A 21,735-nucleotide genomic window follows, 5' to 3' on the forward strand; every position below is an offset into this window, starting at 1 on the left:
GGTATTTAACTACTGAAATCCTTATACAAACTGCAGCGTTAGAGAGGAGCTTCGCCATGAACGAACTCAGATTAAAGAACCAGATAGCCGTCGTAACCGGAGGTGGTTCCGGCATCGGTAGAGCCGCCGCGATCCGTTTTGCGCAGCATGGCGCCAAAGTATTTATGCTGGACCGGACGCCGGAGGAAGCCGAGGAAACCAAATGGAGAATTGAGTCCGCCGGCGGGCAGGCTACCGTGATCCCATGCGATATTTCCAAACCGGAAATGATCGAGCAAGGATTTCGTCATATAGCGGAAGAAGCGGGAAGCATCCATGTCGTATTCGCGAACGCCGGCATCAACGGGACCATGGCCCCGATCGAAACCATGGAGATCAGCGACTGGGACCAGACTCTGGACATCAATCTTCGCGGTACGTTCGCGACGGTAAAATACGCTATCCCCCACATGAAGGATAATGGAGGCAGTATTATTATCACTAGTTCGATTAACGGGAACCGGGTCTTTTCCAACATCGGATTCTCGGCCTACGCTTCTTCCAAGGCTGCCCAGGTTGCCTTTATGAAAATGGCCGCTCTGGAGTTGGCCCAGTACGGTATCCGGGTGAATGCGATTTGCCCCGGCGCGATCGAAACGAATATCAGCGACAACACGTACCCTACCGAAGATATCAAGGAAGTGAAGATTCCGGTCGAGTTTCCGGAAGGAAACCAGCCGCTCGAGAAAGGTCCGGGAAAACCGGAACAGGTGGCGAATCTCGTCCTATTCCTGGCCTCCGATGAATCTTTCCATTTGACGGGCACCGAAGTTTACATCGATGGAGCCGAATCTTTATTGCGCGGATAACCGGTAAAAATAAGACAGCCTGCCCCCCTGCATGCCCAGGGAGCAGGCTGTTCTGGTTGAACAGACAAGCTCTTCTCTCTTTTTTAAGCAGGACGCCTTCTTGAGTAGCCGCATATTTTTCCATCCTGATCACATAATACATAAAAATCCTTAGTCAGGAGAATGACGCCTTGTCGATATTCAGCAAAATCACTCAAATGTTTAACTCCGGCAAAAAACAACAAGAGCAAAACTCTCAAGGAACGCCGCAAGTTTCCGGACCGCTGACGCTGGAGACCATTCTTCAGGAATTCAAGGATTGCTTTGACCTGGACCAATATACGATTCCGACCCTCCAAGCCAATCTGCTATTTTTCAGTCATCAAATCGATAAACCGACCTATGAACGTCTGGTTCTTGGACCGCTGCAAAACATAAGGAAAGAAGAACTGGATGACTTACTTCAGCAATCCCAATTTATCCACGCCTCCGATGCAGTTCAGGCCGTACAAGGAATTCTCCAGGGAGCGGTTGCGCTGTTTGTAGAGCAAGGCGTATTCCTTATTGATACGTATGGCCCGGATAAACGAAACATTGAGAAGTCGGAAAGCGAAAGCGCCATAACCGGTCCGCACGATGCCTTCATCGAAACATTAGAAACGAATATTTCATTAATCCGGCGAAAGATCAAAAGCAATCGTTTAAAAATACTAAAGTTCAGAGTCGGAGAACTGACCAAAACAGAGGTTTGCGTTCTCTATGTCGACGGTTTGGCCAATATGGAGTACGTTGACCAGATGTCCGAACGAATAAAGAGTATAGAATTCAGCAGCCTTTACGACGGGACGATACTAACACAATTGATTGACGATTTTCCCAATGCGTTGTTCCCATTGTTTCAAACTTCCGAACGCCCCGATATCGCCGTTTCCAAGTTAAATGAGGGGAAGGTCGTCGTCATCGCGGATCAAAGTCCTTCCGTAATTATCGCACCGTCTTCGTTCTTTGAATTTTTCACGACACCGGACGATTATTATAACCGCTGGGCTGTCGGAACTGCACTGAGGTTGCTGCGTTATATGGCGTTTATTATTACTATTTCATTTACGTCCCTATATGTTTCGATCACTACCTACCATTATGAGATGATTCCCGAAAATTTGCTTATTTCGCTTACTGAATCCCGGAGTCGCGTTCCTTTCCCTCCGATTATTGAAGCGTTGCTCATGGAGACCACGATTGAAATGCTCCGTGAGGCCGGAGCGCGCCTGCCTACAAAAATCGGTCAAACGATTGGGATCGTCGGCGGGATCGTCATCGGCACGGCTGCCGTAGAAGCCGGCTTTACCAGTAACATTCTGATCATTTCAGTCGCAATGTCCGCCATCGCATCGTTCGTAATCCCCAGTTATACCATGAGCGGATCGATCCGGCTGATCCGGTTCGGACTCATCATCCTGTCCGGGATGCTCGGCAATTTCGGGTTCGTGGCGGGTATAGCATTGCTGATCATTCACCTGTCCAAGCTGACCAGTCTTGGAGCACCTTATACGATTCCTGCTGCCCCGCTCAAACCGGTCGACTGGAAGGATATTTTTATCCGGGGACCCTTCTGGTCCTTCCATCAACGCCCGACCCAAGCGCGTTCCTCAAACCAAGACCCAAACAAGATGAAGAAATAGGTGATCCCTTTGTCACAGGAAAAGCTCAACCGGTTCTTTATTGCCCTCATGATTCACAGCACCCAAACCGGTGTCGTTATATTCACCCTTCCGCGTATCATTGCCACCCACTTCGGTGCCAACGGCTGGGTCGCATTGATTATCATGTTTTTCCTGGTCAGTTTGAATATTATGCTAATTAACTCGGTTTACCGTCTGGGTAAAGGGCAGTCCGTATTCGCCATTTTAAAATCGGGATTGCCCCGCTTTCTGCTAATCCCGATATATCTGGTTTTGGGCAGCGGATTAGCCATGGTCGGGTGCCTTGTCGTCAAGCAATACGTGTTGATTTACCAAATGTTAATTTTCCCGCAAACCCCGGATATGCTATTGAAGCTGGTAATCGATATTCTGGTGTTTATTTTTGTAACCAAAGGGATTTACACGATGTCGAAAGCAAACTTTTTCTTTCTCTTTCTCCTCTTCCTCATGATTCCGTTTAGCATTGTTTTTATTCAAAACATGGATTTATCCCGAATGACGCCATTTCTGTTTCAGGAAGGAAATGACCTGGGAAAAGGAATAATAAGTATGTACGGAGCTTTTATGGGCTATGAATTATCCATCTTTCTGTTTCCGTATGCGGAGAAGGGAAAAAAATGGCTGAAATACATTCACCTCGGCAACGGGTTGACCCTCTTCATTTATCTGTTGGTAACGATACTATGCTTCGGTTTCTTCAATTACAAAGAATTGGTCCACCTGTCTTTTCCCTTGCTCGACATGTTCGGATATTTGCGCTTCCCTTTCGTAGAGCGGATCCAAAATTTTCTCTACAGTTTTTTTCTGCTCTCGATTATTTTTACTTCCGGAATGTACTACTGGTGTAGCCAGTCCGTGTTCACTGCGATGATCCCCAAGCTCCATTGGAAATGGGCGTTGTTCTTTTTGATCGGTATTACCTATTTTATTGCCTATATTCCGAAATCCCTGATTATCGTGGAGAAATGGTTCGGTTTTCTGTCTTATTTTCAACTTGGTGTCGCTATCGGACTTCCATTATTGGCTTTATTGGCCTTGTTGTTGAAGAAAGGGAGGCAAGCTCATGCTTAGAAAAACAGGCCTTCTAAGCGCCGTATGTCTCCTGCTGCTCACCTCCTGCAGCCAGGATCAGCATATTCTGGAACGGATCGGCTATATACGGACGGCAGGTTACGATTTGCAGGAAGGAGGCAAGTTAAAAATCACTTTGAGCGTGCCTCTGATCATAAATGAAGCCAGCCAGACTTTTCAGACGGATGAAATTTTGACCACAGTAGCAACAAGCAGCAAGGAAGCACGGATCAAACTGTCCCGAAAAACAAGCCGGAATCTGGTGAGCGGACAACTACGGACGATTTTGTTTAATACGGATTTAGCCAAACAGGGATTGCATAAACATATGGACACCCTGTTGCGCGACCCGTCCATTTCAAAGTTAACAGAGCTCGTTATAGTGGACGGCTCGGCGCATGAAATTATGACCAGCAAATACAGCGGCCATCCCCGAACCGCTCAGTACATTGACCGACTATTGAAAAAGGAATTCAATATGGAGACCACGCCACGCATCCTACTCCATGAATTTTTCCGGGACTATTACGATGATGGGAAAGATCCGATCGCAACCATGCTTCGCAAATCCGGGAATGATCTGGAATTAAACGGCATCGCATTGTTTCGTAATGATAAATATATTACCAAACTGCCGCCGGAAGACATCTTCTACTTTTCCATCATGTATCAAAACCAAGGGAGAGGCGAGTTCACCGTCGTTACCGAGAGGCCGGAGATGAAATCCATTACGTTCACTGCGATCAATAGCCGCAAGAAGATCAAGATCAAAAAAAACCAAAACGGAAAATATGTTGCGAACATCGGGCTGAAGATAGAGGGAGGGGTATTGGAGTATATCGGAAATCTGGATTTAAGCACCTCGGATAAAAACAAGCTTGAGGGGATCATGAGCGAGTACATTTCTCAGCAAGCGAAGAGAATTGTGGGCAAGCTGCAGCATAACCGCACAGATAGCCTTGGAATCGGACAGCATGTACGCAACAAAATGAGTTATAAAGCGTGGAAGGATACCGATTGGGAAGATATTTACGCCAATATGGACATCCAGGTCCACGCCAAGTTCATGATTAAAAATTTCGGCAACTTTTATGACTGACCCTCATCGGCAATTGATTTAACCCTGCATTGCTTTACGAACGCAATTGGAGAAGCAGATTTCGGTTCTGACGTTCGCGTCATACACAAGCCCAAGCCCGCTCCCGAGGGGTCCGGGCTCAATCCGGAAGCGGAGTACGGCCCAGCACGGTTTCAGCATCGTATAAGCGATAAAGCCTTCTTCGGCAGGGCTTAATCTATTTCCAAAATATCAACCCCGTAAGGTTCCAGCTCAAGTTCAACGCCTCGGGGCTCTCCGTACAGGACGCTTACATAAGCTTCCGGAAGAGAAATCTTGACCATCTCCCGACTTAAATTCAGGACGAACAGAAACGACTTGTCTTTCCCGGAACGAATCGTAATCTGGACTCCCTCCGGCAAACCGGGGAACGTCTTCATGTCCTGCTCGGCCGCAATCCGGCTGAACAATTCTTTCAGATAGGACTCTTCCGTATGGGTTCCCAGGTAATAAACCCGTCCCTTACCGAAGGGATTGACGGTGACCGCCGGAGTGCCCGCATAAAAATCCCCGCCGTATCGCATAACGGTTTCGGCACCGCGTAAAGAAAGGATGTCGCACCACTGCCGGCACTTGTAAGACCGCCCTTGCAGGTCCACGATCTCATGGACATCGTCCCCGACCGGGTCATATTCCGCAACCGTGACTCCCGCACATTGGGCCAGGAGGCCGGGCAGCGGCAACATAACGCACTGGTTGTCCATATTCTTCACTCCGGAACGGCTGGTGAGCACAACGGTTCCACCTGCAGCAGCAAACCGCTCCAGCCGATCCGCGGTTTCTTCGTCCATCAGATATAGACTGGGGGCAACAATCAGCTTATACCCATCCAACGGCTCCTTCCAATCGATGACATCGCATCCGATTCCCAGCTTGGTCAAAGACCGATGGTAATCCTTGAGATTCTCGTAATAATTCATCCCTTCTGCCTGCGGCTGAATTTCTAAAGCAGCCAACTGTTCATGGGATTGAAGAATCGCTACTTCGTGATGCAAAACTGTACCGCTTAATCTTTTTGACAACGCATTCACTTCTGCGCACAATGCGGCAAATTCCTCGAACTTCCGGCCCGGAACATTGCTGTGATCGATCAATCCATGCCAAAATTGCTCGGCTCCCGCCACTGCGCTCCGCCAGCGGAAATGAACTACGGTGTCCGCCCCCCTTGCGATGGCTTGCCAGGCAAATGCGCGAATAAACCCGGGATACGGCGTTCTCCACATTGGAAACCAGCAGCCCGGCGGCCCGCTTAGTTGTTCCATAATCCAGAAATTCCTGCGCTTGATTCCACGCGTAGCGTCCAATGATAAAGCACCGCTATAGGGTCCGGTCGACTGTTTGGCGGGCGAGGTATTAGGATAATAGTCGAACGCGGCAAAATCGAGTTCTTTGCCGACGCGGTACAGATCCAGCCGCTGCGGATAACTATGAAAGTTGTGGGTGATAAAATGTCTCGGGCAATGCTTGCGGATCATCTCAATCTGGTTATGTTGAAATTCCGCCACCGATTCCCATTGGAACCGGGTGTAATCCAGCAAATAAGAAGGGTTCTGATGCGGAGAGCCGCCCATAGGTGCGTCAAGCTGACACCAGTCACTATACTCGCCGCTCCAGACAACCGTTCCCCATGCCCGGTTGACCTCTTCCAGAGAACCGTATTTTCGTTTCACCCATTCCCGGAACTTGACTCGACACCGCGGACAGTGGCAATCGACCATGCCGAATTCATTATCGGTTTGCCATCCGATGACCGCAGGATGCTTCCCGAAATGCTCCGCCATCTTTTCGATGATCCTCATCCCATATATGTCCACCGATTCACTGTTATAACACCGGTGTCCCCTAACGCCAGGGTAATAAACGCTTCCATCCGCAAACAAAGGCAAAATGTCCGGTCTTAATTCGGTGAGCCAGCGTGGGGGCGTATTCGTCGGCGTTCCAACGACAACGGAGATGTCGTATTTGTAAAACAAATCGAGTACAGAATCCAGCCAAGCAAAATCAAAAAAGCCGGATGTAGGTTCCAGCCGGCTCCAGGCAAACTCGGCCACACGGACGACCCGGATTCCTGTTACTTTCATCAATTGAATATCCTGTTCCCAGAGCGAAGGATCCCATTGCTCGGGATAGTAATCAACGCCCATCTGCACAACGCTACCCTGCTTCCGCTTCCGTACCAATCCATCTCCTCCGTTTCATCGTCTTTATGCACAAAATGGCAAAACTGCTCCCGCCTGCCCGATACAATACGGGCGGCGCGGAAGCAGTCTGCCGAATACGATCTCTGAATGCACTATCTAGTTGTCGTTAACGTGTTAAATTTTCAATTATTTTTTAAGCTTGTCCCAAGCTGCCTGCATGTTCTTCATCCAGCCGTTCACATCGGTTTTGTCGGCGATGAGTTCTTGAATCGTGCTGGCGAATTCTTGAGTTACCCCGTCAGGAAATTTGGAAGATTGCAGACCGTAAACTTTGTTTTCATCTACATATTTCTTCACGTCAGCTCCCAACATACCGATATCTTCAGCAGATGCAGGAATCGTCGTCAGGGCAGGAATGAATTTCCATTTCTTAACGATATACTCTTTACCCATGTCCGAAGTTACAAGCCAATTCAAGAAAATTTTAGCTTCTTCTTTAGAAGCGGAATCTTTGTTCACAACCAGGTTGGCAGGAATGCCAACGGTAAGCTTGTCGTTCTTTTCGGCATCATCGTCGATCGGCATCGGGAACATCCCGATATTCATGCCCGGTGTGATATTGTCGATCAGCGTTTGGGCCCAGTTACCTTCTTGCATCATAGCAGTCTCGCCGTTAGCGAACAAGGCCAGATGGGTATTGGCATCTGTAGTGAGCGGATTCTTTTGGCCGTATTGGACCGTAAGTTTAAGCAGGTTGCTCCAGTCTTTGAAGTGCTGATTGTCAACGATCGTTTGAGTTCCTTCATTCAAGCCTTTGATAAATTCGTCAACATTGTCTTGTCTGGAGAACGCCGTGCTGATCCCTTGGTTGCCCAACAGCCACCATTCCTGGTAAGCATTGCCGAATGGAGTAACACCGGCAGCTTGAAGTTTCTTGGCTGCGTCTTCCAATTCGGTGATCGTTTTAGGCGTTTCCGTAATCCCCGCTTTGGCAAACAGGTCTTTATTGTAGACATAACCGATACCTTCAAGGTTCATCGCCATGCCGTATACTTTGCCGTCTTTCGTCATCGGCTCAGCCGCGAGAGGCACAAGGTCCTTAACCCAAGGTTGATCGGACAAATCTTCAATCTTATCTTGCCACATATCCAGTTCGGCAAAACCGCCGTTCGAGAAAATGTCGGGTGCATCGCCGGATGCAAATTTCGTTTTCAGCGCTGCCGCGTAATCTGCGCCGCCGCCGACGGTTTGAATGTCCAGCTTAATGTTCGGATATTCTTTTTCAAATTCGACTTTCAGTTCGTTCAGACCTTCAACGATTTCGGTTTTGAATTGAAAAACTTTAACCGTCTTCACTTCTCCGCCTTTACCTGCATTTCCGCCTTCGGCAGTGCCCGAATTTGTCTTGTTGTTGCCGCCGCACGCTGCAAGCAGCATACTCATGACGAGCAGTACGGACAGGATGACCATAGAACGCTTTTTGTTCATGACTTGATTTTCCCCCTAATTTTTTTTGGAATATGTGTTCCCTGCTTTTTTATATTTGGAACGCCAGACCCGGTATTAACCTTTCACCGAGCCTGCCGCAATTCCCTCAACAATATAACGCTGCAGCAACAGATAGAAGGCGACGATCGGAAGAATGCCGATAGCCAGCGCCGGAAGCGCCAAATCCCATTGCTTCGTATATTGCCCGAAGAACGAATAGGTCGCCAGTGGAATGGTCCGCATCGATGGATTTTGCAAAATCAACGACGGGAGCAAATAGTCATTCCAGATGGCCAGCGCGTTAAGTACGATGATGGTCATCATCATCGGTTTCAACAGCGGCAGTACGATGCGGAAAAAGACAGTGACCGGATTGCAACCGTCAACGGTTGCCGCTTCTTCTATTTCCAAAGGAACCGATTTAACGAAACCGTGGAACAGGAACACCGCGAGCGGCAAGCTGAGCCCCAGGTTCGTCAGGAGCAAGCCCCAGATGCTGTTATTGATTCCGAGCCCGCTTACGACTTTCAATACCGGAATCATGATCGTCTGGAACGGCACGACCATCGCCATGACGAACAGCATGAGCAGGAGCCGGTTGAATCTGGTGTTCGAGCGAACCATGCGGTAAGCGGCCATCGCACTGAACAACGTAATGAGAATGACGCTGATCACGGTGATTAACAGCGAGTTGCGGAAAGCTTCGGAAAACCGGGCCAATTCCCAAGCTTTCGAATAGTTTTCCCAATTGAATTTGGTCGGCCAGGACGCCGCGTTAGACAAAATTTCACCGAAAGATTTAACCGAGTTGGCAAACAAAAAATAGAACGGGGCGAGAAACACGAGCGCCACCACAGCCATTATAATTTCGATTACTGCATTACTACCGCGCGATTTGGTCTCCATTAAGCTTCGACCTCCTTGCTCTTCGTGATTCGAACTTGAATCAGGGAGATGATGGCTACGATAACGAAGAACAGTAAGGCTTTAGCCGTACCGAGTCCATACCGGTTGTTCAGAAAAGCCTCATTGTAGATGTTCAAAGCAACCGATTCCGTGGATTTAAACGGACCGCCCTTGGTGAGGGACAGGTTCAAGTCGAACATCTTAAAGGACCAGGAAATCGCGAGAAACAAACTGACGGTTACCGCAGGCATGATCAGCGGAGCGATAATGCTGCGCAGCACCTGGAAATGATTCGCTCCGTCGATTTCGGCGGCTTCCAGCACTTCCTTGGACACGTTGCTCAATGAAGCGATATAAATGACCATCAAATAACCGGAATATTGCCATACAAATACCATGACGATAGCCCAGAAGCCGGTTGTGGCGTCGCCGAGCCAAGGCAGTTCGAAGAACGACCACCCCGTCATGTCGCCGAGCGTCGAGAACCCTTTAATGAAAATGAACTGCCAGATAAACCCAAGCAGCAGGCCCCCGATTACGTTCGGCATAAAAAACACGGTACGCAGCACGGTACGTGATTTTAACGGCTTGGTGAGGAAATAAGCCAGGAAAAAACCGACCACGTTCGTGAGGATCACGCCCAAAAGGGTGAATCGAACCGTAAACCAGAACGACTTCCAAAAATCCGGATCCCCGGAAAATATTTTCGCGAAATTATCGAAGCCGACCCATGCAACTTCACCCGAAACGCCATTCCAGTCGGTGAAGGAATAATACATCCCCATCAGAAACGGAATAATCATCACTAGGGTAAAGAAGATCAAGGCCGGGCCTACGAAAAAGAACTGTTGTCCAAATTGCGATAACTTTCTGCTACGCATGATTGGCCTCCCCTTTAAATGTCTCTCTTTGTCGAAGATACTCTTATAATGTTATTATGATATTATTTTGATTCCCCTTACACCGACTGAGGTGATCACTAAGGTGTAAAATATTGATCGGATGTGGCTTGGATGAAATGGAATGCATGGAACAACCTTCGTACCAAAATGATCGTGTTTATGCTGCTGCCGATTGTCGTTTGTACAGTCGCTGCGATAACCATCAGCTATTCCCACACAACGGCGGCGCTGAGAACCCGTGCAATTGAGGAGAACCGTAATCTGCTTTATCAAGGCTCACGGAATATCGACAGCCTGCTGCAGGAAGTTAACCGCATCTCTCTTAGTGTGTACTCGGATTCCGAATTTTACAGGTTGCTTGATGCCAGAAATGACGACATATCCAGCAATATCGCGATTTATGCTTCCCTAAACTATATTTACAAGGCAATACCGGACATTTACCAGGTCTACCTGTACGGCGTCAAAGACAATAAGTCCACGATTATTACCCAGGATACGCCCAAACGTTGGCAGGATCCGGCTCCCTACCCGATTTCAGCGGTGCCCGAGAACAATCCGCTGCAGATCCAGACCACTCATGCAAGCCATCATTACGGGCTTACAGCGCCAATCCCGCAAGCGACCACGGAGCAGGTGTTCACGCTGCACCGACGGATTGAGAAAATTCCGACCAGCCAGGTGCTGGGATATTTGTCGATTGATGTCAAACTGTCGGCTCTCTTCGGCATCGTTGACCAGCTTTACGACCGGAATGAAGAACATCTGTTCATTCTTGATTCGGCAGGCAACGCCGTGTACACCGAAGATGAACAGCTAATCGGAAAACCATTATTGGCCGATTGGTACACCATGCAAACCGCCGGATTCGATAGCGATCAGGGGTCTTTTGAAGAGAACGGCTCGGTCTTTATTTATCAGCGGATTCAAAGTTCCGGCGCGGATTGGATGCTGGTGAAGCAGATTCCTGTATCTTACCTGCATAGCGAGGCCAATCAGGCCGCAAAAATCAATGCTTCTTTGTTCGGATTGGCTCTGCTTATTATCATCGCTGCTATCGTACTCATCTCGATTCGGATTACTTCTCCGATCAAGCGGCTTTCTTTATATATGAATCAGGTACAAACCGGTAACCTCCAAGTAGATATCACTCCCGCGGGGAACGACGAGATCGGCGTATTGACGGAACGGTTCCGGGATATGATGGACACCATCAACAACCTGATCCTGAGGGAGTACAAACTGGAATTAAGTAGCAAAAACAATCAACTCCGGGCGCTGCAGGCGCAGATCAACCCTCATTTTCTAAACAACACCCTGCAGATTATCGGCACGCTCGCGTTGGAACTGAAAGTGCCGCAGATTTATACCTTAATCTCTTCCCTTGCGAAAATGATGCGCTATAGCATGAACAACGATGACGGGAACGTTACATTAAAAGACGAGCTGGAGCATGTCAAAGCCTATATCGAGCTGCAGAAAGAACGCTTCGAGAACCGGTTTTCGTTCCATTATGACATCGAGGACTCACTTCTTCAGATTCCTATGCCGAAAATGATTCTACAGCCTATTATGGAAAATTTCTTTAAGCACGGGATAAACGTCTCCGGATCGGAAGGATGGATTTCGCTTACCGCCACGAAAGACGACGAGGGCAACATGTCGATTATCGTGCAAAACAACGGGGCGCATATCCCGGAAGACAAGCTGAAACGCCTGCATAACAGCTTGAGCCTGTCGGGCGCGGAACAAGTGAGGCCCGGGGAAGATGAACATGCCGGCGAGCGTCATTCGATCGGACTGGGCAATGTTCTGACTCGTCTTCGCCTGGTGTACGGCGAGGAGGCTGAAATGACCGTAGCTAATTTCAAACCGGCCGGAGTCCGGATTACATTGAAATTCAAGGTTCAAGACGAGAGCGGAATGGAGGAAACATGAGAGCGTTAATCGTGGACGATGAGGCCAGAGTCAGGAAGGCGGTACGGCTGCTGGTCGACTGGCAGGAACATGACATTGAGGAAATCGAAGAAGCCGGAAGCGGCAGAGAGGCGATCAAGGTTATCAAAAATTTCAAACCCGCTATAGTCATCATGGATATGATGATGTCGTCGGGCCATGGGATGGAACTTATGGCCTGGGTAAGCGAACATGCTCCAAGCTTGAAATTTATCGTGATCAGCGGACACAACGATTTTGAATTCGTACGCAGCGCGGTGCGCCATGGAGGCATCGACTATATCCTGAAACCGATTGAACCCGAGGCCATCAATGCGGCCGTAGCGAAGGCCGTTGGCCAATGGCAGAGCGAGGAACGGGAACGGCGGGAACAGCAGCAAAAAAGCATCCGGTTGAATGAATTCAGACCGGTTTATGGGGAGAAACTGCTCTCCTCGCTGATCGACGATCCCGGCTCGGCCGAATCGGCCATGAGACGGCTGCATGCGGAAGGCGTCATTCCCGAAACGGCGGACCAAGGCCGCCTTCTGCTCGTTCAAATTGACTCCGGGGATGCCGCATTACTGCAAAGGTTCGGGAATGACAGCGAATTGCTGCATTTCTCGCTCATCAATATTTGCAATGAATTTCTCCTGCCTGAAGGAATGGGGGTTGCTTTCAAATACTGGGGAGCTCCGATGGAAATCGTGATTCTCATGTGGAAACAATACGATCGTGCGCCCGAATTAATCGCGCGGGTCAACGACGGACTGTTTCATACCCTGCAGCGCCGGGTTCATGCCGGCCTCGGGTCTGTCGGGCAACTTCCGCAGAGCCTTCCTGCGCAATATGCCGAGGCGGATCATGCCATGCGCCGGCGGAATTTGCTGCAGCCCGACCAATATGTCCATAGCGCCAAGTCCGGCCCGCAAGATATGGGAAAAGGCCCGGTTCTTTCTTTTTCGAATGTTCAGGAGGAATGGAAAACGGCGATTCAGAGCGGAGACCAGGGACAGATCGCCTCGGCCGCCCGGCATTGGATCGATGCCTTGTGCCGTTCCGGGTACGTGTCTTCCGAAATGCTTCAATCCTGGAAGAGCGACATTTTGTCTTTCCGTCTGGCCCTGCTCCGCGAAACGCTGGGCCAGGATGCCGGCAGTCCCGCCTCGGAATTGGAGCAGGATGACTCCGGCCAAACGTCGCCCCGGACAAACAGCTATGCCTTCTCCCCTTCCGCCTGGCGCGAATGGGCGGAGCTTGTTATGACCCGCCTCGCCGGAGAAATATCGAGACGCCGTTCCCGGGAAAACCGGCTGATCGGGGAAATTATTACTTATATCGATCATCATTACCGGTCCGAATTATCCTTGCAGGATATCGCCAGCCATTTCTATGTTAGTCGCGAGTATGTCTCCCGTAAGTTCAAACAAGAATTCGGCATCAATTTCTCGGATTACCTGACGAACTACCGGATTGATAAGGCCAAAGTGCTGATGTTGAATCCCGACCTCAAAGTGCAGCAGATCGCCGAGATGGTCGGATTCAACGATGTTAAGTATTTCAGCAAAGTGTTCAAGAAACAGGAAGGGATGACCCCTCGGGAATACCGGAACAAGTAAACGGCTATGCAAAGAGACCGGAGGTTCCGCCTCCGGTCTCTTCGTCTTTCTATGCCGCTGCTTGCGATAAAGGCGATAACCTACTCCATATACCACTTCAAAAAAGCTTCCGACACGGCTGCTCCCGCCAGGCCGTTCGGATGGGGATCGAATTCCGAACTCATGTATTCGGGCCGGAGACGGTGTTCCTCCGGCGCGGGCTGCGACAGCACGGCGGCGATGTCGAATACCCGGCTGACTCCGGCGGGTGGAGATGTCCGCAGCGCTTCATTAACCCGGCGCCATATGTGTTCCCGCTCTCCGGTAAAGTTAAACGGAGAAACCGTGAACAAGATAATGTCGACCGCGCTATTGTTCTCTTTGAGTAGCGATACGATCGTCGACAGATCCCCCAGCAGCTCCTCCGCGCTCCGTTCGCCGATGTCGATATCGTTCACGCCGAGTGCGATCAGGATCTGGTCCCCCTGCTTGGCCTTATTCAACCAGGCACCGTTGCCCGAGGCGTCGTAGGCTCTCGCCCATCCGGAACCAATATTCCATATGTCATAGCCGGCTCCCAGCCCATCGGCAATTCGCGCAACCCAATACTCATAACCGTCCTTTGCGGTTCTTACCCCTTGGGTAATCGAATCGCCAAAAAACACCATCCGCCGGGTCCCCTGTTTCTTGTAACCGATCCAGGCTGGCATGACCAGCAAGTTCTCCGAAGGGACGAAGGAATCCCCTTCCACCTCGTCGGCGTGTTTGCCCTGGGCATCATAAGCGGTCACCAGCATCTGCTCCGTGTTGTAAGGAACCGATCTGCCCGAGCCCGACGCAATCGTCCAGGTAAAGGCGAGATCATGATTTGGCGGCAAATCCATCTCCACGGGATCGCTCCAGAACGTCTCCCCCGGACGTACTAACCGGGTAAGACTGCCGCCGAATGTGACGGGAACCTGGGATTGCGCAGGCACGCCGCCGTCCCGGCCGGTTCCTCCGTCGGCCGCAAATGCGGCCTCGATCAGCCAGTTCCCGCCAAACTGCCCGCCCCTAGCGACAGCACCCTTGTCCCAAGTCGAGTCCACCGCGTTGCTAAACCAGAAGCGCAGTTGGATTTCCCCCTGTTCCCGAAGCCGGACATAGGTCCGGTATGTATGAGTGAACGCCTCATCGCGCTCCATAATAAAGTTGGCCGCGGTGGATACCACGGTAGCGGTGGCATACTCCTTCATCGCGTCCATCTCATTCATTTGAAAATCTTGCGGTCTATGCTGTTCCATATTGACTCTCCTCATCCTGTTGATTCTCCTCGAACCATTGTACAAAAAAACCGGGGCTGCGGCTACAGCACCCGGTTTAAAAATAATTGGGTCCGCTCATGCTGCGGACTGCCGAACAGCTGCTCCGGCGTTCCCGATTCGATGAACTCGCCGTCCGCCATGAACATGACTCGATCGGCCACCTCCCGGGCAAAGCCCATTTCGTGGGTAACGACGACCATCGTCATCCGCTCCTTGGCAAGCTGCCGCATCACCTGCAGGACCTCGCCGGTCAGTTCCGGATCGAGCGCCGAGGTAGGCTCGTCAAAAAGCAGGATTTCCGGGCTCATCATCAACGCCCGGGCAATGGCTACCCGTTGCTTCTGCCCGCCGGACAAATTGGAAGGATACGACTCTCCCTTATCCTGAAGTCCTACCTTCTCAAGCAGTTCGGAAGCCCTGCGGGCGATCTCTGCGGCAGAAAGCTGCTTAACCAGCTTCGGAGCGAGCTCCAGATTGCCTCTTACGGTCAAATGCGGAAACAGGTTAAAATGCTGGAACACCATGCCCATCCGGGATGTGATCTCCCTGACTTTCGCCCCGGACGGATAAACGCCGTCGCGGACCAGATCCTGGCCCCCGATTACGATGCTGCCCCCGTTCACCACCTCAAGGTGAGCAAGGCTGCGCAGCATCGTGCTTTTCCCGGAACCGGAGGGGCCGATTACCGCGACAACCTCGCTTGGAGCGACGCGTAAGGACACATTCTTCAACACCTCAAGCGCTCCAAATGATTTTCGCAAATTCGTAACTTCTATAATGTTTTTATCCATAATCCATCCTTATTCCTTTACTCAAATTTAAATTTCCGCTCCAACAGTTTAAAAAACAAAGTCAGCACTAACGTCATCAACAAGTAAATAACGCCGGCTACGACAAAAGGCATAATCGTGAAATCCCGGTTGACGGCGGTTTGGGCGAAATGCAGCAGTTCTGGAACCGCGACCGCGTACAACAACGCCGTATCCTTTACCAGAGTAATCGCCTCGTTAGAGACCGCCGGAAGCGCGATGCGGAACATCTGCGGCAAAATAATCCGGGTCATCGTATGCCAGCGTCCGAGCCCCAGCACTTGGGCCGCTTCATACTGCCCTTTATCAATGGCCAACAGCCCGCCGCGGAAAATTTCCGCGAAGTAGGCGGCGTAATTCAAAGTGAATGCAAGGCAGGCCGCCGCAAAGCGATCCATCACGAGATACTCTCCGATGACAGGAATGACCGGCAGGCCGAAACAAAAGAACAGCATTTGCAGCAGCAGCGGCGTTCCGCGCATGACATAAATATAGGCGTTTGCAATCCAGGCCAGCGGCTTTACGGCACTCTTGACCATTAAAGTGAACACAAAGCCAAGAGGAATGGAGGTCACGATCGCCAAAAAAAACAGCACGACCGTCGTTCTTGCTCCTTCCAGCATCGGCCCCGTAATATTCAGGAAATATTCCAGACTCATAAATTACGCTCCTTCTATGAAAACTAAAAACCGGATTAGATAGCAATCCGGTTTTTAAAGCCCCCGTCCCGTTACTGTTTTTTAAATTAGCAAATGTAACGCAAACTACTTCAGCACCTTATCTTCGCCAAACCATGTTTCCGAGATTTGCGCCGCAGTTCCATCCTGCCCCAGTTCGTCCAAAGCTTTCTGCAGTTTGTTCAGCAGTTCTTCCTTGCCCTTCTTTACGCCAATGCCGTATTCTTCAGGGGCAAGCGACTCGTCAAGCAATTTGAAGGTTCCGACCTCTTTGGACATATAGTAGCGGGCCACAACTTCATCAATCACGACCGCATCGAGCCTTTTCGTCTTCAAATCGCTTAAAGCCAGAACATTGTCCGGAAATTCCGAAACTTCCTTAATCTCGCCCTTAATCGGGTTTCCATTCAATGCATCCGCAGCTGAGGATAGCGATTGGAGGCCAACGACTTTGCCTGCAAGTTCGCTGATCTCGGAAATTGGCGATTCCGCCAAAGTAACGATCACTTGGCTATTTTTCAAATAGGGTTTTGTAAACAACACTTTTCCTTTGCGTTCCTCCGTAATCGTGTATCCGTTCCAGATCAGGTCAATCCGTCCGCTGTTCAGCTCGGACTCCTTCGCGGACCAGTCGATCGGCTGGAATGTAACCTCCATGCCCATCTTCTCGGCCGCCGCCTTTGCGTAATCGATATCGAATCCGACGATCTCGTTGTTCTCATCCCGGAAGCCCATCGGAGCGAATTTGTCGTCAATGCCAATCACCAGTTTATTATCGTCCTTGCCGGAGCTAGAACATCCTGCCAAGGCTATTAGCATCATACCCAATACCAAAATTAAAATTGCACTCTTTCTCTTCATTTGATATATTCTCCCCCATCCATTTGACAAAAGCGCCAAACGCTTTAGTTCGTTAATACGTTATCAGACTCTCATGATAACATACTACCGGAATAGAGTCGAGAGAAATGAAAGGTTTCCAGAAAGTGAGCTTAAATTGCCACAACTTAGATTAACTACCGGTACCCGTAAACGAGCGGAGCCCCCTCTTCCAGAATAAATAGGCGATAGCCACACTGAGGAAGGCGACAACCGGCGTCCAGACCGCGGTATGACGGTATCCCGAATCTTCGAGAAACCAGGCCGCCGGGTAAAAGGCGGTAAATCCGTACGGAATTATAAATGTGAGCACAAAGCGAATCCCCTTGCCAAAAATATTCATGGGATAACGAGCGAAATCGCTGGTTTGCTGCACCGCATACATGACAGGCAAACTATCCACCATCCAGAACGATAATGTGGCAAAAAACAAATTGACCGCCATATATATAGCCCCGCTGGAGATAACCATCACAATCAGCATAAGTATTTCCGCCGCTCCCCATTCCAGACCAAGTGAAGGCGCCGAAGTGAACAGGACGATCAATCCGATGATAAAGCTGCCGATCCCGTCCTGCTGAACCCGTTCCGCGACAACCTGGAACAGCGGATTTACCGGGCGGATCAATACCCGGTCAAAATTCCCCGGCCGGATATATTGCCAGCCCAGCGTCCAGAGATTGTCGAAGAACGTATGCTCCAGAGATCTTCCGAGCATGGCAATCGCATAAATAAACAGCATTTGCTGAAACGTCCAGCCATGGATCGTATCGATGTGCTGAAACACAATCGCGATGAACAGAATCGATGTGCCTTGCGTAAAAAAGACGGAGGCAACGCCGATTAAAAAGTCAATGCGGTATTCCATCATCACTTTAATCCTTGTCTTGAAATACTGCCAATATAAACGGGCATATCGCCGCATGTCGTATTCTCCTCTCCCTTATTGCCGTACTACCCGCCAAAAATCGTAACCTTGCGGATCGCAAACGACCAGACGGTTCGCATGACCACGATGATCCCGACGAGCCAGGCCAATTGCACGCCCAAAGCCTGAAGAGCTACCAGTCCGGAAAGCTGTCCCGTATAGATCGACACCGGCACGAACACCATCGATTGAAACGGCATAAATCCGCTTAACACGCGCAGCCACTCCGGAAACAAGGTAATCGGAACCAGGGCGCCGGTAAAGAACAGCGTAATCGCACCGCCCAGCACGCGCAGCCCCCAGACATAATCCAGCCAAAACGCCATGATTCCGATAATCAGATCAAGCTGGGTTCCAATCAGGATGCCCAGCAGCGCGCTGAGGAGAAACATAGGAACGGCCTCCCACGAAGCTGGGGCGCTCACGCCAAGAAACAGATAAGCGATCAGCAGCATCGGCAGCGTCTCGCGGATCGTACCGGATATTTTGGAACCGAGATCCAGAGCAACCAATTTATCGAGTAAATTATAGGGACGCATCAATTCAATGGCTACGCTTCCGTCCCTCACCTGATTCGCCAGCTGAGAGCCGACGCCTGACATATAATTGTTCAGCAGCGTCGCGAGCATGGTATATGTAATCATGGCTTGCAGGGACATATCCCCGACCGTAGTGCGATTCTCAAAGACAGCATGCCAGAAGGCATAAATGATCAGCATCCGGAAGATGACCGATGCGCTGCCGGCCCAGTACCAGGCTGTATATGCCGTATCCAGCTTGATTTGCGACTTCATCATTTCCCAATATTTGCGCATCCTTATATCCCCCGGCAATAAATATCCTGCACGATCGTCTCGATTTTGGAATCGGAGATCGTCAGATCCCGGATACGGTACTTTCGAAGCATTTCCGAGATGACATCCGCGGCCGTGATGACATGATTGCTAAATGCGACACTGACGGTTCCCGTTTCTCCCGGCGTCCATTCGGCCTTACCCGCCAGATCAGGAGGCAGTTGAAATTCTTCTTCGAGTTCCAGCTCGAAGTGAATGACCCGCTTATCCCCGTACCGGTCTTTGATCGATTGCAGACTTCCGTCGTACAGCACCTTCCCGGCATCGATAATGATAATCCGGGAGCAAATTTCTTCAATATCCTGCATGTCATGAGTAGTTAGAATGACGGTGGTTCCCCGCATCCGGTTCATCTCTTTGATGAACTGGCGGATTCTTGACTTGACGGCCACGTCCAAGCCGATGGTCGGTTCGTCGAGGTAAACGATGCCCGGATTATGCAAAAAAGCCGCCGCCAGTTCACAGCGCATTTTTTGCCCCAGTGACAGTTGTCTTACCGGCGTCCCCAGCAGAGGTTCAAGCTCCAGTACTTCCGTAAACATCTGCAGGGTTTTCCGGTATTCGTCTTCCGGAATGTCATAGATATGCTTTAGAAGGTCGTAGGATTCACGGACTGCGATATCCCAAAACAGTTGCGAGCGCTGACCGAAGACAGCCCCGATGTTCTTGGCGTTCCGGTTTCTTTCCTTATACGGAACGATCCCGTCTACCAGGATTTCGCCTGTGGTCGGGGTCAAGATCCCGCAAAGCATTTTAATCGTCGTCGATTTTCCGGCTCCGTTCGCTCCGATGTAACCTACCATTTCTCCGGACTCGATTTGAAAGCCGATGTCGTCCACCGCCTTTTTGGTCACGCGTTTTGGCGCGAACAAACTCTTGAACGCTCCCGACAGCCCGGGACTCTTTTCCGTCAATCTGTAATGCTTCGATAAATTTTTCACTTCGATCATAGAATTTCTCCTCTCCACGCTTACGAACAAACGTTTGCACAAATAAAAAAAAGCGGCTCCATTTCATTCGCCATTGAATGATGAAGCCTTGCTCTCGTTGTGTATTTGCTCATCCGATCAGCATTCTGAGACCGATTATTGCAGAATTTTCGAATAAACGCAATGATTTTTTGCGAGCACACGTTCTTATTTTATGACAATTCTTCTGATATAAAATTCCTGAGTCGCCGGTAGATTCCGACGATCTCCTCCATCTTCATCCGCACAAGCCCGCTGGAAGAAGGCGCTACAAAATCAAACACCCCATCGACGACGGATTCGTTCTGAAATCCCCAATCCGCCTTGGAGCTCCCGCTGTATTCCGTGTACACGCCCTTGCCGACAAAGCAAGCGACATTGGGCCGGTATTGACTAAGCTTGTTCCGTAATAGTTGACGTCCTTGTTTATACTCTTCGCGGGTGATATCTTCAGCCCCACGGGTAGGTCGGGCCACGATATTCGTAAAGCCGTAACCCAACTTCAAGAGTCCTCCGTCTTCCGATGCCTCATACAGACGAGGGGTGAGCCCGGATTGGTAAAGGATTCTCCAGAAATTATTGCGGGGATTGGCGTAATGGTGTCCCGTCTCCCCCGAGCGAATGCTCGGATTGAATCCGATAAATACGATGGATAAGCCGTAATCGAGATGATCCTGTACTCCATTCATACGCTGCGGCCTCCTGCTGTGATCAAGAAATATAGTCACCCGGTTTCCGGGTTCTTTGGTCCCTCCGGGTCTTTCGGGCTTGCCGGCTCTTTACTTTATCCGTAAGGACGAAAAAGACGGCATACATCATAATAAACAAAAGCAGGGCGATTCCTTCTTCGGCCAGCAAATAATAGGGATACGGCCCCAGCATATCCAGAATGGAAGGGGTATCCGGTTTATGCAGCAGAAACATATAATTCGCCCCGATGGCGTAATTCAAAAGTCCGATGGCCAGCGCCAGGCCGTTCAGAAACAGCATCGTTTTTCCAATAGATTTCCAGGTTGGCCTGTATTGTTCCATCCAGGTCATATATAAAGAGGCCAAAATGATGGCCGAGTGAGCAATGAAAAATTGAAAGAAACGAAAATGCGGAAAGCCATACGCCAGATTCGGCGTAAGAATAGCTTGCAATGCCCCGCCTATCCCTGCAAAAAACAGTACTTCATAAAGGCCCCGACTCCGGTTCCAAAGCATAATGATGGATAGCAGCAGCGTTATGGAGCATAGCTCAAAAGGCAGGGTATGACGGACATTCCACACCCCTTGCTCCCAATACCAGACATTGAGGCCGACTTCCGATACCAGAAGGATGCCCAGCAATCCGTATCTTACCGCCAGACGCAAACCTTTTCGTTCCCGAATAGGGTTTCGGGCCCAATATAGCCCCAGAATCATAGCAACCAGCAGCCCGATCCAGACAAGGTGAGCCTGAGAAAATAACATAAAATCCGGTGCCTGCCCGGAGGAAAAAAAAGATATCGATTCCATGGGAACTCCCTTCTATCGCGGAAACGACATATCCGATGCCGTACTTCCCCGGTTTCTTCCGCTCTCTTTGGAACGATAAAGCGCCCTGTCTCTGCCAACGTATTGCCGGTCAGTTCAAAAGCAAAACC

At 50.1% G+C, this 21,735-nt stretch carries 19 protein-coding genes; 6 read left to right on the plus strand and 13 right to left on the minus strand.

What is annotated here, in order from left to right:
- Positions 1 to 56: 56 nt before the first annotated feature.
- The 4 genes from DFP94_RS11655 (at position 57) to DFP94_RS11670 (ending at position 4,700) form a co-directional block, all read left to right on the plus strand.
- Entirely contained in the window at positions 57 to 848 is a 792-nt protein-coding gene (locus DFP94_RS11655) for an SDR family oxidoreductase (protein ID WP_114496644.1), read from the plus strand.
- Positions 849 to 1,018: 170 nt separating this feature from the next.
- Positions 1,019 to 2,509 carry a spore germination protein gene (locus DFP94_RS11660; protein WP_245954743.1) on the plus strand — a complete coding sequence of 497 codons (1,491 nt, stop codon included), beginning with the start codon at positions 1,019 to 1,021 and terminating at the stop codon, positions 2,507 to 2,509.
- A gap of 9 nt (positions 2,510 to 2,518) precedes the next feature.
- Positions 2,519 to 3,601 carry a GerAB/ArcD/ProY family transporter gene (locus DFP94_RS11665; RefSeq protein WP_147273851.1) on the plus strand — a complete coding sequence of 361 codons (1,083 nt, stop codon included), beginning with the start codon at positions 2,519 to 2,521 and terminating at the stop codon, positions 3,599 to 3,601.
- Complete coding sequence (locus DFP94_RS11670) at positions 3,594 to 4,700, plus strand: Ger(x)C family spore germination protein (RefSeq protein ID WP_114496646.1); 1,107 nt, start codon at positions 3,594 to 3,596, stop codon at positions 4,698 to 4,700. Before DFP94_RS11665 ends, DFP94_RS11670 begins: the two co-directional genes overlap by 8 nt.
- Before the next feature lie 191 nt (positions 4,701 to 4,891).
- On the opposite strand, the gene DFP94_RS11675 is transcribed toward DFP94_RS11670, so the two are convergent.
- The 4 genes from DFP94_RS11675 to DFP94_RS11690 all read right to left on the minus strand — a co-directional run bounded on the left by DFP94_RS11675 (position 4,892) and on the right by DFP94_RS11690 (position 10,134).
- Positions 4,892 to 6,898 (minus strand): beta-galactosidase, encoded by a 2,007-nt coding sequence (locus tag DFP94_RS11675; RefSeq protein WP_245954744.1) that lies wholly within the window; start codon positions 6,896 to 6,898, stop codon positions 4,892 to 4,894.
- Between the two features lie 147 nt (positions 6,899 to 7,045).
- On the minus strand, positions 7,046 to 8,347 hold the full coding sequence (locus DFP94_RS11680; protein WP_114496647.1) for an ABC transporter substrate-binding protein: 1,302 nt from the start codon (positions 8,345 to 8,347) through the stop codon (positions 7,046 to 7,048).
- A gap of 75 nt (positions 8,348 to 8,422) precedes the next feature.
- Positions 8,423 to 9,253: a carbohydrate ABC transporter permease gene (locus DFP94_RS11685; RefSeq protein WP_114496648.1), complete on the minus strand. Its 831-nt coding sequence runs from the start codon at positions 9,251 to 9,253 to the stop codon at positions 8,423 to 8,425.
- Positions 9,253 to 10,134 carry a carbohydrate ABC transporter permease gene (locus DFP94_RS11690; RefSeq protein ID WP_114496649.1) on the minus strand — a complete coding sequence of 294 codons (882 nt, stop codon included), beginning with the start codon at positions 10,132 to 10,134 and terminating at the stop codon, positions 9,253 to 9,255. The genes DFP94_RS11685 and DFP94_RS11690 overlap by 1 nt, the downstream gene beginning before the upstream one ends.
- Before the next feature lie 132 nt (positions 10,135 to 10,266).
- Between DFP94_RS11690 and DFP94_RS11695 the strand changes: the two genes are divergently transcribed.
- Together DFP94_RS11695 and DFP94_RS11700 are read left to right on the plus strand one after the other, a co-directional pair.
- Positions 10,267 to 12,093, plus strand: a complete 1,827-nt coding sequence (locus DFP94_RS11695) for a cache domain-containing sensor histidine kinase (protein ID WP_114496650.1) — start codon at positions 10,267 to 10,269, stop codon at positions 12,091 to 12,093.
- Positions 12,090 to 13,709 (plus strand): response regulator transcription factor, encoded by a 1,620-nt coding sequence (locus tag DFP94_RS11700; protein WP_114496651.1) that lies wholly within the window; start codon positions 12,090 to 12,092, stop codon positions 13,707 to 13,709. Before DFP94_RS11695 ends, DFP94_RS11700 begins: the two co-directional genes overlap by 4 nt.
- 80 nt (positions 13,710 to 13,789) lie before the next feature.
- Here the strand turns inward: DFP94_RS11700 and DFP94_RS11705 are convergent, their stop codons facing one another.
- From DFP94_RS11705 to DFP94_RS11745, 9 genes are all read right to left on the minus strand, one after another.
- Positions 13,790 to 14,971 (minus strand): SGNH/GDSL hydrolase family protein, encoded by a 1,182-nt coding sequence (locus tag DFP94_RS11705; protein WP_245954745.1) that lies wholly within the window; start codon positions 14,969 to 14,971, stop codon positions 13,790 to 13,792.
- A gap of 62 nt (positions 14,972 to 15,033) precedes the next feature.
- On the minus strand, positions 15,034 to 15,783 hold the full coding sequence (locus tag DFP94_RS11710; protein ID WP_114496652.1) for an amino acid ABC transporter ATP-binding protein: 750 nt from the start codon (positions 15,781 to 15,783) through the stop codon (positions 15,034 to 15,036).
- Positions 15,784 to 15,800: 17 nt separating this feature from the next.
- Complete coding sequence (locus DFP94_RS11715) at positions 15,801 to 16,460, minus strand: amino acid ABC transporter permease (RefSeq protein ID WP_114496653.1); 660 nt, start codon at positions 16,458 to 16,460, stop codon at positions 15,801 to 15,803.
- 105 nt (positions 16,461 to 16,565) lie between these two features.
- Positions 16,566 to 17,339, minus strand: a complete 774-nt coding sequence (locus DFP94_RS11720) for an amino acid ABC transporter substrate-binding protein (protein WP_114496654.1) — start codon at positions 17,337 to 17,339, stop codon at positions 16,566 to 16,568.
- A gap of 151 nt (positions 17,340 to 17,490) precedes the next feature.
- Positions 17,491 to 18,282, minus strand: a complete 792-nt coding sequence (locus DFP94_RS11725; protein WP_114496655.1) for an ABC transporter permease — start codon at positions 18,280 to 18,282, stop codon at positions 17,491 to 17,493.
- Between the two features lie 29 nt (positions 18,283 to 18,311).
- Positions 18,312 to 19,100 (minus strand): ABC transporter permease, encoded by a 789-nt coding sequence (locus DFP94_RS11730; protein ID WP_114496656.1) that lies wholly within the window; start codon positions 19,098 to 19,100, stop codon positions 18,312 to 18,314.
- A gap of 2 nt (positions 19,101 to 19,102) precedes the next feature.
- Entirely contained in the window at positions 19,103 to 20,089 is a 987-nt protein-coding gene (locus DFP94_RS11735; RefSeq protein WP_114496657.1) for an ABC transporter ATP-binding protein, read from the minus strand.
- Between the two features lie 191 nt (positions 20,090 to 20,280).
- A complete protein-coding gene (locus DFP94_RS11740) occupies positions 20,281 to 20,796 on the minus strand; it encodes a mismatch-specific DNA-glycosylase (RefSeq protein WP_114496658.1) in 516 nt (171 codons plus the stop codon).
- 22 nt (positions 20,797 to 20,818) lie between these two features.
- Positions 20,819 to 21,607 carry a YwaF family protein gene (locus tag DFP94_RS11745; RefSeq protein WP_114496659.1) on the minus strand — a complete coding sequence of 263 codons (789 nt, stop codon included), beginning with the start codon at positions 21,605 to 21,607 and terminating at the stop codon, positions 20,819 to 20,821.
- Between the last annotated feature and the right edge of the window lie 128 nt (positions 21,608 to 21,735).

Origin of the sequence: Fontibacillus phaseoli, from assembly GCF_003337355.1 — a bacterium.
GTDB classification, from domain to species: Bacteria; Bacillota; Bacilli; order Paenibacillales; family Paenibacillaceae; genus Fontibacillus; species Fontibacillus phaseoli.